This is a genomic window from Rhizobium leguminosarum, assembly GCF_010668065.1.
Classification (GTDB): domain Bacteria; phylum Pseudomonadota; class Alphaproteobacteria; order Rhizobiales; family Rhizobiaceae; genus Rhizobium; species Rhizobium leguminosarum_S.
The window spans coordinates 105,543-119,162 of the sequence record NZ_WUEN01000002.1 but is presented as its reverse complement, the minus strand read 5'-3'; the positions used below and the strand labels follow the sequence as shown (position 1 = coordinate 119,162).

General features: G+C 62.0%; 16 protein-coding genes and 1 riboswitch. Of the genes, 7 read left to right on the top strand and 9 right to left on the bottom strand.

Translation table 11 applies throughout. The features are described 5' to 3' along the window. Positions 1–33 precede the first annotated feature (33 nt). The 5 genes from GR198_RS05115 (at position 34) to sugE (ending at position 4,486) form a co-directional block, all read left to right on the top strand. Positions 34–738, top strand: a complete 705-nt coding sequence (locus tag GR198_RS05115; RefSeq protein WP_011652111.1) for a hypothetical protein — start codon at positions 34–36, stop codon at positions 736–738. A gap of 75 nt (positions 739–813) precedes the next feature. Continuing rightward, positions 814–2,835 (top strand): acetyl-CoA carboxylase biotin carboxylase subunit, encoded by a 2,022-nt coding sequence (locus GR198_RS05110; RefSeq protein ID WP_164067707.1) that lies wholly within the window; start codon positions 814–816, stop codon positions 2,833–2,835. Positions 2,836–2,940: 105 nt separating this feature from the next. Further along, positions 2,941–3,525: a GNAT family N-acetyltransferase gene (locus GR198_RS05105; protein WP_164067705.1), complete on the top strand. Its 585-nt coding sequence runs from the start codon at positions 2,941–2,943 to the stop codon at positions 3,523–3,525. Positions 3,526–3,535: 10 nt separating this feature from the next. Continuing rightward, positions 3,536–4,003 carry a YaiI/YqxD family protein gene (locus GR198_RS05100; RefSeq protein ID WP_164067703.1) on the top strand — a complete coding sequence of 156 codons (468 nt, stop codon included), beginning with the start codon at positions 3,536–3,538 and terminating at the stop codon, positions 4,001–4,003. 168 nt (positions 4,004–4,171) lie between these two features. Beyond that, positions 4,172–4,486, top strand: a complete 315-nt coding sequence (gene sugE / locus GR198_RS05095) for a quaternary ammonium compound efflux SMR transporter SugE (protein WP_027667501.1) — start codon at positions 4,172–4,174, stop codon at positions 4,484–4,486. Between the two features lie 42 nt (positions 4,487–4,528). On the opposite strand, the gene GR198_RS05090 is transcribed toward sugE, so the two are convergent. The 7 genes from GR198_RS05090 to crcB form a co-directional block, all read right to left on the bottom strand. Next, entirely contained in the window at positions 4,529–4,921 is a 393-nt protein-coding gene (locus GR198_RS05090) for a DoxX family protein (protein WP_003539944.1), read from the bottom strand. A gap of 139 nt (positions 4,922–5,060) precedes the next feature. Then, on the bottom strand, positions 5,061–6,593 hold the full coding sequence (locus tag GR198_RS05085) for an acyl-CoA carboxylase subunit beta (protein ID WP_164067701.1): 1,533 nt from the start codon (positions 6,591–6,593) through the stop codon (positions 5,061–5,063). A gap of 105 nt (positions 6,594–6,698) precedes the next feature. Further along, a complete protein-coding gene (locus tag GR198_RS05080; protein ID WP_029874198.1) occupies positions 6,699–7,157 on the bottom strand; it encodes a hypothetical protein in 459 nt (152 codons plus the stop codon). Positions 7,158–7,224: 67 nt separating this feature from the next. Continuing rightward, complete coding sequence (locus GR198_RS05075; RefSeq protein ID WP_164067699.1) at positions 7,225–8,010, bottom strand: ATP12 family chaperone protein; 786 nt, start codon at positions 8,008–8,010, stop codon at positions 7,225–7,227. Between the two features lie 9 nt (positions 8,011–8,019). Next, positions 8,020–8,673: an HAD-IA family hydrolase gene (locus GR198_RS05070; RefSeq protein WP_164067697.1), complete on the bottom strand. Its 654-nt coding sequence runs from the start codon at positions 8,671–8,673 to the stop codon at positions 8,020–8,022. After that, positions 8,670–9,662 (bottom strand): RluA family pseudouridine synthase, encoded by a 993-nt coding sequence (locus GR198_RS05065; protein ID WP_164067695.1) that lies wholly within the window; start codon positions 9,660–9,662, stop codon positions 8,670–8,672. Before GR198_RS05065 ends, GR198_RS05070 begins: the two co-directional genes overlap by 4 nt. A 94-nt stretch (positions 9,663–9,756) precedes the next feature. After that, positions 9,757–10,134: a fluoride efflux transporter CrcB gene (gene crcB / locus GR198_RS05060; RefSeq protein WP_029874202.1), complete on the bottom strand. Its 378-nt coding sequence runs from the start codon at positions 10,132–10,134 to the stop codon at positions 9,757–9,759. Positions 10,135–10,255: 121 nt separating this feature from the next. On the opposite strand from crcB, the gene GR198_RS05055 reads away from it, so the two are divergent. Further along, entirely contained in the window at positions 10,256–10,522 is a 267-nt protein-coding gene (locus tag GR198_RS05055; protein ID WP_003539963.1) for a hypothetical protein, read from the top strand. 95 nt (positions 10,523–10,617) lie between these two features. Here GR198_RS05055 and GR198_RS05050 read toward each other — a convergent pair whose 3' ends face one another. Then, on the bottom strand, positions 10,618–11,622 hold the full coding sequence (locus GR198_RS05050) for a copper chaperone PCu(A)C (protein WP_164045780.1): 1,005 nt from the start codon (positions 11,620–11,622) through the stop codon (positions 10,618–10,620). A 73-nt stretch (positions 11,623–11,695) separates the two neighbouring features. Continuing rightward, on the bottom strand, positions 11,696–12,076 hold the full coding sequence (locus tag GR198_RS05045; protein WP_164067693.1) for a hypothetical protein: 381 nt from the start codon (positions 12,074–12,076) through the stop codon (positions 11,696–11,698). Positions 12,077–12,232: 156 nt separating this feature from the next. Then, positions 12,233–12,325: riboswitch (glycine riboswitch) on the top strand. 156 nt (positions 12,326–12,481) lie between these two features. On the opposite strand from GR198_RS05045, the gene gcvT reads away from it, so the two are divergent. Then, positions 12,482–13,618 carry a glycine cleavage system aminomethyltransferase GcvT gene (gene gcvT, locus GR198_RS05040; protein WP_164067691.1) on the top strand — a complete coding sequence of 379 codons (1,137 nt, stop codon included), beginning with the start codon at positions 12,482–12,484 and terminating at the stop codon, positions 13,616–13,618. Positions 13,619–13,620 lie beyond the last annotated feature (2 nt).

Sequence of the window (13,620 nt, the reverse complement as noted above, 5' to 3'; positions counted from 1 at the left end):
CTCCGGCTTCATGATGAAGCCTGGAGTTAAAACATGAGCGAATTTCGTCTCGCTTTTCCGGCCTGTGTCGTGGCCGGCAAGCATCGGCTGACGGCCGAAGATATAGTACTGCTGCGCAAACATAGTTTTCCGGAGGGTATCCGGACATCCGACGATGTCGTGGCGATGTTGGCGCTCAACAATTCCTGCCCTGAAAAATGTGCCGACTGGAACGCTTTCTTCGTGGAGCAGCTCGCCGGTTTCATCGTCCATTACACCTATCCGCAGGGCTCGCTGGATGAAATCAACGTCGCCTGGATCATGCGCATGTTCACGACCGATGGTGTCGTCAACTCGGCGCTCGAGCTCGAACTCATTCTCCACGTCATGGAGATTTCGGCCGATGTTCCAGTCGAGTTGAGAGCGCTCGCCCTCGATCAGCTCCGCCTGGCGATCACCGACAATATCGGTGGCTACAAGCTGTCGCGCGCCATCGATCGCCGGGGCATCACCCGCCAGGACATCGACTATGCGATGCGCATCTTCAGAAGCGTCGCCGAAGGCGGCGTCATCCCGGTCTCGTCGGTCGAATACGGCGTTCTCCAGCAGATCGAGCAGGCAACGCTGCGCGGCGCCAATCATCCGCACTGGGCGGGGATCATGGCTGCCGTCGAGCTGCGCGATTATGCCGAGCCGCGGCGCAGCCGCTGGCTGCGCATCGTCGACGAGGAACCCGTCGCAGAAGCCGCCGTCGCCTGACGCTCCGCAAGCCTGATTGTGCGTTCCGGTGTTTTGTGCGTAAAACTCCGGGATGCATTTCTGGGTGGAGTCTCGATGTTCAAGAAAATCCTGATCGCGAATCGCGGCGAAATCGCCTGCCGCGTGATCAAGACTGCGCGCCGCATCGGTATTTTGACCGTCGCGGTCTATTCGGATGCGGATCGGGACGCGCTGCATGTCGAGATGGCCGACGAGGCCGTTCATATCGGCCCGGCCGCGGCGTCGGAGAGTTATCTGGTTGCCGAAAAGATCATTGCCGCCTGCAAGGCAACCGGCGCCGAGGCGGTGCATCCCGGCTATGGCTTCCTGTCCGAACGCGCCTCCTTCTGCGCTGAATTGGAAAAACAGGGCATCGTCTTCATCGGCCCGAAGCCGAAAGCCATCATGGCGATGGGCGACAAGATCGAATCGAAGAAATTCGCCAATGCCGCCGGTGTATCCACCGTGCCCGGCCACCTCGGCATCATCGAGGATGGCGCCCATGCGGAAGTGATATCGGGCGGGATCGGTTATCCCGTCATGATCAAGGCATCGGCCGGCGGCGGCGGCAAAGGCATGCGCATTGCCTGGAACGAGGCGGAAGTGCGCGACGGCTTCGAGCGCGCCCGCTCGGAGGCGAAAAGCTCTTTCGGTGACGACCGCGTCTTCATCGAAAAGTTCATCGTCGAGCCGCGTCATATCGAGATCCAGGTCCTGGCCGATGCGCATGGCAACGTCGTCTATCTCGGCGAGCGCGAATGCTCGATCCAGCGGCGGAACCAGAAGGTGGCGGAAGAGGCGCCCTCGCCCTTCCTCGATGAAGCGACCCGCAAGGCGATGGGCGAACAATCGGTGGCGCTGGCGAGAGCCGTCGACTACCAGAGCGCCGGCACCGTCGAATTCATCGTCGACCGGGACCGCAATTTCTACTTCCTCGAAATGAACACCCGCCTGCAGGTCGAGCATCCCGTGACCGAACTCATCACCGGTATCGACCTCGTCGAGCAGATGATCCGTGTCGCAGCGGGAGAGCCCCTTCCCTTTGCCCAGCAGGATATCAGGCTTGATGGCTGGGCGGTCGAGAGCCGGCTCTATGCCGAGGATCCCTATCGCAACTTCCTGCCCTCGATCGGCCGCCTGACGCGCTACCGGCCGCCGGCGGAAGGCAGGACCGGCAATGTCGTCGTCCGCAACGACACCGGCGTCTTCGAAGGCGCAGAGATCTCGATGTATTACGATCCGATGATCGCCAAGCTCTGCACCTGGGCGCCGACACGGCTGGAAGCGATCGAGGCCATGGGTCAGGCGCTCGACGGTTTCGTCGTCGACGGCATCGAGCACAATGTTCCTTTCCTGTCGGCGCTGATGAAACATCCGCGCTGGCGCGAGGGCCGGCTTTCCACAGGCTTCATCGCCGAGGAATATCCCGATGGTTTCGCGCCGATGAAACCGGACCGGGCGCAAGAAGCCGTGCTGGCCGGCATCGTGCTTTCCGCCTCGCTGATCGAGACGAACCGCCGTGAACGTTTCGCCGATCGCCTGCGCGCCGCAGCGGGCGCGCTGCGCGAGGATTGGGTGGTGAAGATCGGCGACAACCACGTCGCGGCAAGGTTGCTCGACGGCCTCGTCACCATCCCCTTCGATATGGATATCGCGATCGATGGGGCGATAGAGGGCGAGAGCCAGAATGTTGTTACCGATTGGAGACCGGGCGACCCTGTCTGGAGGGGCAAGGTCGGCGGTCGCGACATCACCGCGCAGATCCGCCCCGTTCTGAACGGCTTGCGTATCGATTGGCAGGGACTTTCAGTGACGACCAAGGTCTTTTCGCCGCGTCATGCCGAACTCGACAGGCTGATGCCGGTGAAGCTGCCGCCCGATACGTCCAAGCTCCTGCTCTGCCCGATGCCCGGCCTCGTCGTCGCCATCGCGGTGGCCGAGGGCCAGGAGGTCAAGGCCGGTGAGACGCTTGCGATCGTCGAAGCGATGAAGATGGAAAACGTGCTGCGCGCTGACCGCGATCTCGTTGTCTCGAAGATCAATGCCGCAGCCGGCGAAAGCCTGGCCGTCGATGCCGTGATCATGGAATTCGCCTGAGAGACAAGCCAACTGGTCGGATTCACATCGGCCCGGCTTGCCGAGCATGCCAAGCTCAGCCCGACAAGCAGCTGGGTACCGACAAAATCAGCAGGGAGATATCAAATGGACGTTCGCGCCGCCGTTGCCGTTCAGGCAGGAAAACCGCTGGAGGTGATGACCGGGCAGCTGGAGGGGCCGCGGGCCGGCGAAGTGCTGGTGGAGGTCAAGGCGACGGGGACTGCTGCCACCTACAGGGTAGACCTCAGGAGTCTCGATGAACTTCCCGCGCGGGAACTCTACGATCTCTTGAGAATGCGCGTCGATGTCTTCGTCGTCGAGCAAAACTGCCCCTACCCGGAACTTGACGGCAAGGATATCGATGCCTTGCATCTGCGGCTGCTGGAAGGTGCCGAACTCCTGGGCGCGGCGCGAATCCTGAAACCGTATGAGCCACAGGATCCGTCGAAGATCGGCCGCGTTGTTGTCGCGCCTGACCATCGCGGCAAGCGGCTGGGCGATGTACTGATGAGCGAGGCGATTGCCGCTTGCGAGCGGCTTTATCCGGAAAATGCTATTGCCTTGTCGGCACAAGCCCATTTGCGGCGGTTCTACGAATCTTTCGGTTTCACAGCGGTGTCACAGGAATATCTGGAAGACGGCATTCCCCACATCGATATGGTCCGCCAGCAGGCCACGCAACCGGCATGAGGATATTGCCATGATCTATGTCGACGCCGATGCCTGCCCGGTGAAGCCGGAAGTCCTGAAGGTCGCGGAACGTCACGGCCTCGAGGTCACCTTCGTTGCCAATTCCGGCCTGCGCCCCTCGCGCGATCCGATGATCCACAACGTCATCGTCTCCAACGCCTTCGACGCCGCCGACAACTGGATCGCCGAACGTGCCGGCGCGGGCGATATCGTCGTCACCGCCGATGTGCCGCTTGCCGTGCGCTGTGTCGCGACCGGCGCCTTCGTCAGCGGCCCCACAGGGCGCGTCTTCGACGAGACCAATATCGGCATGGCGAGCGCCATGCGCGATCTCGGCGCGCACTTGCGCGAAACCGGCGAGAGCAAGGGCTACAACGCCGCCTTCAGCCCGAAGGACCGCTCACGCTTCCTCGAAACCTTCGATCGCCTCTGCCGCCGCGCCAAGAGCCTTGCCGCGGAGGCTGGCGGGCAGCCGTGATGTGGCTCGCACAGGCTCGCAAGAAACGGGTGGCATGGCAGCCATGCCGATTCCTAACTTGAAGTCGGCCGTTTCCTCACGCATATAGGCACTATCGCAGACGACTGCGGCATCCTCTGGGATGCAACTGTCGCGGGGACGGCCTCGCTCTTGAACAAGGAGAGTCGCATGGCCTGGTTTCTGCTTTTTCTCGCCGGTCTTTTCGAATGTGGCTGGGCGATCGGCCTTAAGTATACCGAAGGCTTCACACGGCCGATGCCGACGGCGCTGACCGTCATATCGATGGTGATCAGCATCGTGCTGCTCGGCCTGGCGGTGAAGCATCTGCCGATCGGCACCGCCTACGCGGTCTGGACCGGCATCGGTACGGTCGGCACCGTATTCCTCGGAATATGGCTGCTTGGCGATGAGGCAAGTGTCTCCCGCCTTGCCTGCATCACGCTGATCGTCGCCGGCATCGCCGGCCTCAAGCTTACTGCCTGACATGAAGCTGAGGGGCGTCACCGACGCCCCTCAGCGTATCGTTCAGGCTGTCTTGCGGTTATCGACGGCAAAAGCGCCGGGACCGGAGAAGACCAGGTAGAGGAAAACGAAGCAGAACAGGATCGCGGCGTCGCCCTGGTTGACGGCCGGGAAGAAGCTGCTCGGGGCATGCGCCATGAAATAGGCGACCGCCATTTCTCCGGCCAGCAGGAAGGCGACCGGACGGGTCAGCAGGCCGACGAGAATGAGGATGCCGCCGACAAGCTCAAGCAGAGCGGCGAACAGCATCAGCGGCGGCAGCGAGCCCGACATCTGCGAAGCAGGGAAGCCGAAAAGCTTCATCGTGCCATGCTCGATGAACAGCAATGCGGTGATGATCCTGAGCGCAGCCAGCCCATAGGGCTGATAGGCGGAAAGACGGTCGAAAGTTGACATTAAAACCCCTCTTTAAAAGACACAGCCGAGCGTTAGCCTGTCCTCGCCAAGGATTGAACACACGGATTGCTGACATCCGTTCACTTTTTCGACAGCAGGTAAACGCCTGAATGGACGATCTTATTCGCCCGCGCCATGGTCAGAGCGGGATGTTGTCGTGTTTCTTCCACGGATTGGCGAGATCCTTGTTGCGCAGCATCTTCAGACCGCGCGCCAGCCGCCGCCGGGTCGAATGCGGCATGATCACCTCGTCGACATAACCGCGCTCGGCGGCGACGAAGGGCGAGAGGAACCGGTCCTCGTACATCTTGGTATGGGCGGCGATCTTTTCCGGATCGGCGATATCCTTGCGGAAGATGATCTCGACCGCGCCCTTGGCGCCCATCACGGCGATCTGCGCCGTTGGCCAGGCATAATTGAGGTCGCCGCGCAGATGCTTCGACGCCATCACGTCATAGGCGCCGCCGAAGGCCTTGCGTGTGATGACGGTGAGCTTCGGCACCGTCGCCTCGGCATAGGCGAAGAGCAGCTTGGCGCCGTGCTTGATGAGGCCGCCATATTCCTGTGCCGTACCCGGCAGGAAGCCCGGCACGTCGACGAAGGTGACGATGGGAATATTGAAGCAGTCGCAGAAGCGGACGAAGCGAGCCGCCTTGCGCGAGGCGTCGCTGTCGAGAACACCGGCCAGCACCATCGGTTGGTTGGCGACAAAACCGACGGTGGAGCCTTCAACGCGGCCGAAGCCGCAGACGATGTTTTTGGCAAAGCTCGCCTGGATCTCGAAGAAATCCCCCTCGTCCGCCACCTTCCGGATCAGCTCCTTGATGTCGTAAGGTTTGTTGGAACTTGCCGGCACCAGCGTATCGAGCGAGGCATCGACATCTGCCACCGACTGGTAACATTCGATCTCCGGTAGCGGTGCTGTGTTCGAAAGCGGCAGGAAATCGATCAGCCGGCGCACCTGCAGCAGCGTTTCGACATCATTCTCATAGGCGCCGTCGGCAATCGACGAGCGCACCGTATGCACCACGGCGCCGCCGAGTTCTTCTGCTGTCACCGTCTCGTTGGTGACGGTTTTGACCACGTCCGGCCCGGTGACGAACATGTAGGAAGTATCCCGCACCATGAAGATGAAATCGGTCATCGCAGGCGAATAGACATCGCCGCCAGCGCAGGGACCCATGATCACCGAGATCTGCGGAATAACGCCGGAGGCGAGCACATTGCGCTGGAACACCTCGGCATAACCGCCGAGAGCCGCCACGCCCTCCTGGATGCGGGCGCCGCCCGCATCATAGATACCGACGATCGGCGCGCGGTTCTTCAGCGCCATGTCCTGCACCTTCATGATCTTCTCGGCATGCGCCTCAGACAGCGAGCCGCCGAAGACGGTGAAGTCCTTGGCGAAGACGAACACCGTGCGGCCATTGACCGTGCCCCAGCCGGTGACGACGCCGTCGCCGGCAATCCGGCTCTTGTCCATGCCGAAATCGGTGGAGCGATGTTCGACGAACATGTCGAATTCCTCGAACGAGCCTTCGTCGAGGAAGAGATCGATGCGCTCGCGCGCCGTCAGCTTCCCACGCTTGTGCTGGGCGGCGATGCGCGCCTCGCCGCCGCCCAGGCGGGCGATGCCGCGGCGCCGTTCCAGTTCTTCGAGAATTTCCTTCATGCGATCTCCCTCGCCGCTGCGGGCGGCAATCCGGCGATGATTATGCGCTAGATCATGATGCCGAAAAGTGTGAGCGGTTTTCGGACAACATCATGCTCTAAATATTTAGCGACCGCGCCCGCTGAGTGAGAAAACCGAGCGGATCCTTGCGGCGGCGTCCTCGGCCAGGATCTCGTCGGCAAGCTTGGGATCGGCAGCGATACTGGTGACGTCGAAGGCGCTGACGGCGATGACCGAGCCGTCCTCGACCGAGGCTGCGTCGATGCTGATCTTGGCGACGTTGCGGTCCTTCTGGAAGCCGAGGCCCTTCTGGACGGAAACCACGCGGATCGTCAGCACCACCCGCGGCAGCACGGTGTCGCGCACGGTGGCATTGATCGCTGCGTTGACGCGGTCGTTGATACCGGAAAGCAACTCCGCCGGCATGTTCGGACCGGAGAGAACGACGGCGCTGCGCACATCATAGACCGGCGCCGCCGGCTTGGTGGCCGAGAGGCTGCCGCAGGCCGTGAGCGCGACACAGACGAGTGTCGCCCGGCAAAAACACGACCTCAGCCAATTCATTGCAAAATCCCGCACCACCCCGTTGGAGTCGCAGACTTGGTCATAATGCATTGGAAGGCAATATGTTTCAGGCGCTTAGGGCGAAAAAAACATCGGCTGCGGCTTTGAACTCGGCAAAGCGCTTGGCCCGCCGCTCCTCGGCTTCCTCGTCACTGCCCCAATGCTCGATCGTCCAATCCTCGTCGAGATGGGCAAGCGACCAGGCCTCCTCCACCATCACCCGGCCCTCGGCGAAGGCGAGCGCCAGGATTGCCGAGCCGGTCAGCGTGGTGACTGTGTGGAGGGCCGCAAGCGCCATCGGGCTATCATATCTCGCGAGCGTAACGGCGAAGGCGGCAATCGCCTCGCGCGGCTGCTCCTGAGGCATCACCCCTTCGACGAGGATGAAGCCGGCGCCGAGATCGGTCGCCGCCCAGTCGATCACGGGATCCCAGCGTTCGGCCTGGCGCTCGACCAATAGTTCCGGCTCCTCGGCACGGTAGCAGATGAGGTCGCTGGATGAAAAACGCAATATATCCTCGAAGATCGCCTGGGCGTTGGCGGCAACGCCGTCGAGTGCGGTGTTGACCAGCCGGGTCACCGGCATGCTCACGGGATTGATCTCTTCGCCCTGCGCCCGCCATTCGGCGGCGACAAGCCGCGCAAGCGCTTCGGTCGGCACGGCGAGAACTTGGCGCGCCGGCGTGCGCACCATCTTGCCGTCGAGCGTGATCGCAAAACCACCCTCGTGCTCGGCAACGGAGACATCGGTATAGAAGCGCTTCGGCAGCGGCTTCTTCATCTGGATCTGCGCGCGGCGGATGGGATCGGGATGGCTCAGGCCTTCGGAAAGGTCGTTCAGCAGATCGCGCATGGGCTCACCTCAGGAAAAATGACGCAATATCTCGTTCGGATGGTAGGCGATCGCATCAGCGCCGTTGGCGATCAGCTCATCCACGCTGGCATAGCCCCAGGCAACGCCGATCGCCTTGGCGCCGGCAGCTTTGGCCATCTGCATATCGTAAACCGCATCGCCGATGACAATGGTGTCGACAGCATTCACGCCGGTTTCATCGCAGCATTCCGTCACCATGGCCGGATGCGGTTTGGAGGGGCAATCGTCGGCGGTGCGTGCGACGATGAAATGCTTGTCGAAGCCATGCGTCTCCATCACCAGCTTGAGCCCGCGCCTGGATTTCCCCGTCACCGCGCCGATCAGCAGGCCTTCTCGCCCAGTCAGCGCATCGATCATTTCGCGGATGCCGGGAAACAGCGGCTCCTTGTAATCGAGATCCTGACGCACGATCGAGAACAGCGATTTGTAATGCGCCGTCATGTCGACGTCTTCCTGCTCCACATGCTGCCTGCCCTGCATGCGGGCAATCGCAATATCGAGAGACAGGCCGATAATAGCCTTGGTGTCTTCAAATCGCGGTTCCGGCTTGCCGAACTTATCGAAGGTCCGGCGCATGGTTTCGTGGATCAGCGCAGCACTGTCGACCAGCGTGCCGTCGCAATCGAAGAGCGCCAGTTTCATTCGGCGTCCCTTTCGGCACCGGCGAGATCGAGGCCGAGAAGATTCCACGTCTGCACCATATGCGACGGCAGCGGCGCGGTGACGCGCAGGCGCCCGCCGGAGGGGTGCGGGATGTCGATGCGACGGGCGTGCAGATGCAGCTTCTTCTGGACGCCGCCCGGAAAATCCCAATTCGGATCGTCGTCGAAATATTTCGGATCGCCGATGATAGGATGGCCGATATGCAGGGCATGGACGCGCAACTGATGGGTACGGCCGGTATAGGGCTCCATCTCCAGCCATGCGAGGTTCTGTGCCGCCGTCTCCAGCACACGGTAGAAGGAAATCGCATGGTCGGCGCCGTCCTCGCCATGCTTGGCGATGCGCATGCGGTCGCCGTCGGCGGTCGGCTCCTTCACCAGCCAGGTCGAGATCTTGTCCTCGTGCTTGCGCGGCACGCCCTTGACCAGCGCCCAGTAGGTCTTCTTGGTATCGCGTTCGCGGAAGGCCGCCGTCAGCTTCTGCGCCGCGCCGCGGGTGCGGGCGATGACGAGAACACCCGATGTGTCGCGGTCGAGACGGTGAACGAGCCGCGGCTTCTCGCCTTTCGGGCTGGTCCAGGCTTCGAGCATCTGGTCGATATGCCTGGCCACACCCGAGCCGCCCTGCACCGCAAGGCCAGCTGGCTTGTTGAGCACGATCACCTTTTCGTCCTCGTGCAGCACCATGCGCGACAAGAGTTCGAAATCCGTCGAATGTTTGAGATCCTTGCCGGCGATCGGTCCGGATTTCAGCTTCGCATCGACATCCATCGGGGGCACACGCACCGTCTGGCCGGGCTGCACACGAGCATCGGATTTGACACGTCCACCGTCGACGCGCACCTGGCCGGAGCGCAAGAGCTTCTGCAGCGGACCGAAGCCGAGCCCGGGAAAGTGCACCTTGAACCAGCGATCGAGCCGCATGCCGGCTTCGTCGGGTTCAACCTTGATATGTTCTATGCCAGCCATAAAAAATCTTTCGGAAATTGCAGCGCAGGCCGAGCCGGCGTTCTTGCCGCAGCCTTTAGAGCATTTTCAAGCAAAACGGAAACCGGAAAAGAAATCAGGCCAAAGCGCGCATGACAGCGAGCCCGGCGATAACGGCCGCCATCGAAAGCCCGACGCTCGCAGCGATGTAAATACCGCCGGCGACGGCTTCGCCGCGCTCGAATAGCGAGATCGCATCCAGCGAGAAGGCCGAGAAGGTTGTGAAGCCGCCGAGGAAGCCGGTGATCAGCAGGAGGCGCAGCTCCACCGAGGCGTTGAATTTCCGCGCGATCAGCTCGGCGAAGAGGCCGATGACGAAGCAGCCGACGACATTGACGGCGAGCGTGCCCCAGGGAAATGCTGGCCCCATGAGTCTCAGCGCCCATTGGCCGACATAATATCTGAGAAGAGAACCGATAGCGCCGCCGACGGCGACGAGAAGAGCCTGGATCATCAGCCCGATTTATCGCAACTCCGCAGCGATTCCAATCGAGAAGGAATGAATTCTTACCATTCGGTAAAATGCTCGTTATTTTCTTATGAGGGCGCCAAGATCGTATCGATACCGTGACGGCATGACCCAGCTCCTGTCCATATCGGCAAGCACCGCCGCCATTGCCTTCGACTCGCTCCGAATCCCGCAGCGTGTCGCGACGAGCACCGCCGCCCGCGATGCGCGCCGCGTTGCCGACCGGCAATTGAAGGCAGAAGGCACTGATGAAATAGACGAGCCCTCCAGCATCATCCAGTCGACCGAAGTGGCCCTCGACCTGATGGCCAAGGGCAATCGCCAGCCGCAGGCCGGCCTGAAACAGGCGCTGCGATCCTACGAAGACTTCTGAGGCCATCGCCTTCCAAACGACAGCCCGCGACTGCCGTTACAGTCGCGGGCTTTTCAGACGAGCAAAGGACGCTGTAGCACTTTGAATCGCTGCTCTCACTTGCCCTGGGCGGAGAGTATCTGCAGGACCAGGTCGACCTTGCCGGCTTTTTCGAAGGTCAGCGTCACCGGCACCGTATCGCCCTGCTTGAACGGCGTCTTCACCTTCTGGAACATTAGGTGCAGGTTGCCGGGCTCGAGCTTGACCGTCTCGCCGGCGCCGATGGCGATACCGTCCTTCAGCTGGCGCATCCGCATGACATTGTCCTTCGTCACCATCTCGTGGATCTGAACCTCGCCAGCTGCGGGCGAGCTGACGGACACCAGGCGATCGTCCGCCTGGCCGTTATTCTTCACCGTGAAAAAGCCGCCGCCGACCGGCTGGCCGGGCAGCATTGCCTTGGCGAACCCGCCGGAGACTTCAAGATCGCCGGCCTTGACCGTTTCGCCGGCCGGTGCGGCCCCGCCCATGCCAGACATGTCCATGCCGGCCATATCGTCATGATCGTGACCATGGTCTTCACCGGCAACGACCTTCAACAGCGGCGCCGGACTTTTCATCCCATGCGCGTCGCCGCCTTCCTTGGCCACCTGATCCCAGGCCGCGACCGTGTCGCCGCACATCTGCGTCACCGGAAAAGCGAGCGAGGTGTCGGCCTCGACGCCTGATACCTTACCCTGGATAACGAAGGTGTCGTAGAAATCGTCGGAGAGATTGCCGTTCTTCCAGCGCACTTCGATCGCGCCCGTCTTCACCTTGTCGCCGTGATTGTCGTAGGTCTTTTGGTAGTCGCCCTTGATCACTTCGAGCTCCCAGCCGGCCTTCGGCTGCGGCTTTGCGAAAACGAAGCCTTCCGGCAGCTTGACCCGCACTTCCGTGGTCGCCTTGCCGTCGCAGCCATGCGGCACCTGCAGCGCAGCGAGAATGGTGCTCTCCTGCTTCGCCTCTCTGTCGAGGAAGGTCACATGCGCCTCAGCGCTGGCCAAGGCGGTCACGGAAAGAAGGGCGGCAAGCCCGAATGACTTGCCAAATGTCTTGCCAAATTTCTTGATGGCTTTCATCGGATGTCTCCTCGCCGGCCGCGGACTTCTCTCGGGCGGACCGGCATGCTGCATCATGGATTGCGACGGCAGATCAGGCGAGGATGGGAGGCGCGCGGGAATTCGCCCGGCTGACAGCGCTTGCACTGGCAACGGCTGAGGTTTCGATCGGCGCGTTGATCAGCGAGGCGAGTTCGCGCTCGAGCCAGGAGCCCGCATCCGGCGTCGGCAGAATAGTGGAGGCGGACAACCGGCAGGCTTCGCAATTCGGTTTGAAGGCGACGGTCTTGCCGTCGGCATCCTTCACGGTGATGCAGAGCGAGGCGAACGTGCCGTCGGGCAGCACATAGGCCGCGGCATCGTAGCCTTCGGAGGCGACAGCCTGCGGCGCCTGATGGGCGAGGCCGAGCAAAAGCAGGCTCAATGCGCAAAGCATGCGCAGGAAGAGAGTCGCTTTCAATCCGGTCTGCCGCATGAGATCCCCTTCAACAGCATGTCGCGATAGCCGGTTTCCCCGCGAAATGCAAAAGCAGATTGCCGTAGATCAGGGCTCAGCCGGCCTATGGCGACAAAAAATTGTCCGGTCACGACATTTGGCCTTGCCAAGCGCTGCACCCGCCGGATAATTGCGCCAACCTTGTTGGGAGAAGCCGGTGCTTTCGCCACCGGTGCCGAAGGAGCAACCGCCCCGGAAACTCTCAGGCAAAAGGACCAGCAAGGGGCAGACGGAACTCTGGAGAGAAGCGTTCTCGAAACGCTCGCCGAAGGGATAACAATCTCAGGCAAAGGGACAGAGGGGGCTCAGGAGAGAAGTGCGCAACCGCGCCTTCAGATTTGAGCCCGCGCCTTCGCGAGAAGGCGCAAACCCCGGAGGCGTCTTTTGGACGATACTGCTGCCCTGAAGAAAACCCCGCTGCATGCCCTGCATCTTTCGCTCGGCGCCCGCATGGTGCCGTTCGCCGGTTATGACATGCCGGTGCAATATCCCGCAGGCGTGATGAAGGAGCATCTTCATACCCGCGCCGAAGCCGGCCTCTTCGATGTCTCCCACATGGGCCAGGTCATCGTGAAGGCGAAGTCGGGCAGCTACGAGGATGCGGCGCTGGCGCTCGAAAGCCTGGTGCCGGTCGACATCCTGGGCCTTGCCGAAGGCCGGCAGCGCTATGGCTTCTTCACCGACGATACCGGCTGCATTCTCGACGACTTGATGATCGCCCATCTCGACGACCACCTCTTCGTCGTGGTCAACGCCGCCTGCAAGGAGGCCGATGTCGCCCATCTCCGGGCCCATATCGGCGACCAGTGCGACATCACCGTTCTCGACCGCGCATTGATTGCGCTGCAGGGACCGCGCGCGGTTTCGGTTCTTGCCGAACTCTGGGCCGATGTCGCGGCGATGAAATTCATGGACGTGCGCCACTGCCGTCTGCACGACGTGTCCTGTCTGGTCTCGCGCTCCGGCTACAGCGGCGAGGACGGCTTTGAAATCTCGATTCCCTCAGACAAGGCCGTGGATGTCACCATGCGGCTGCTCGAACATCCCGATGTCCAGGCGATCGGCCTCGGCGCCCGCGATTCGCTGCGCCTGGAAGCCGGTCTCTGCCTCTACGGCAACGATATCGACACGACCACCTCGCCGGTTGAGGCAGCACTCGAATGGGCCATGCAGAAGGCAAGGCGCGGCAACGGTGCGCGTGCCGGCGGCTTCCCGGGCTCCGGCCGCATCCTGTCCGAACTCGAAAACGGCGCCGCCCGCCGCCGCGTCGGCCTGAAGCCGGAAGGCAAGGCGCCGGTGCGCGGCCATGCCAAGCTTTATGCCGATGCCGAGGGCAAGATCGAAATCGGCGAAGTCACCTCGGGCGGCTTCGGTCCCAGCGTCGAAGGCCCCGTCGCAATGGGTTACGTGCCGCTCTCCCATGCTGCGGCAGGCACGCTCGTCTATGCCGAGGTGCGCGGCAAATATCTGCCGATCACCGTCAGCGCCCTGCCCTTCGTCACACCGACCTACAAACGCTAAAC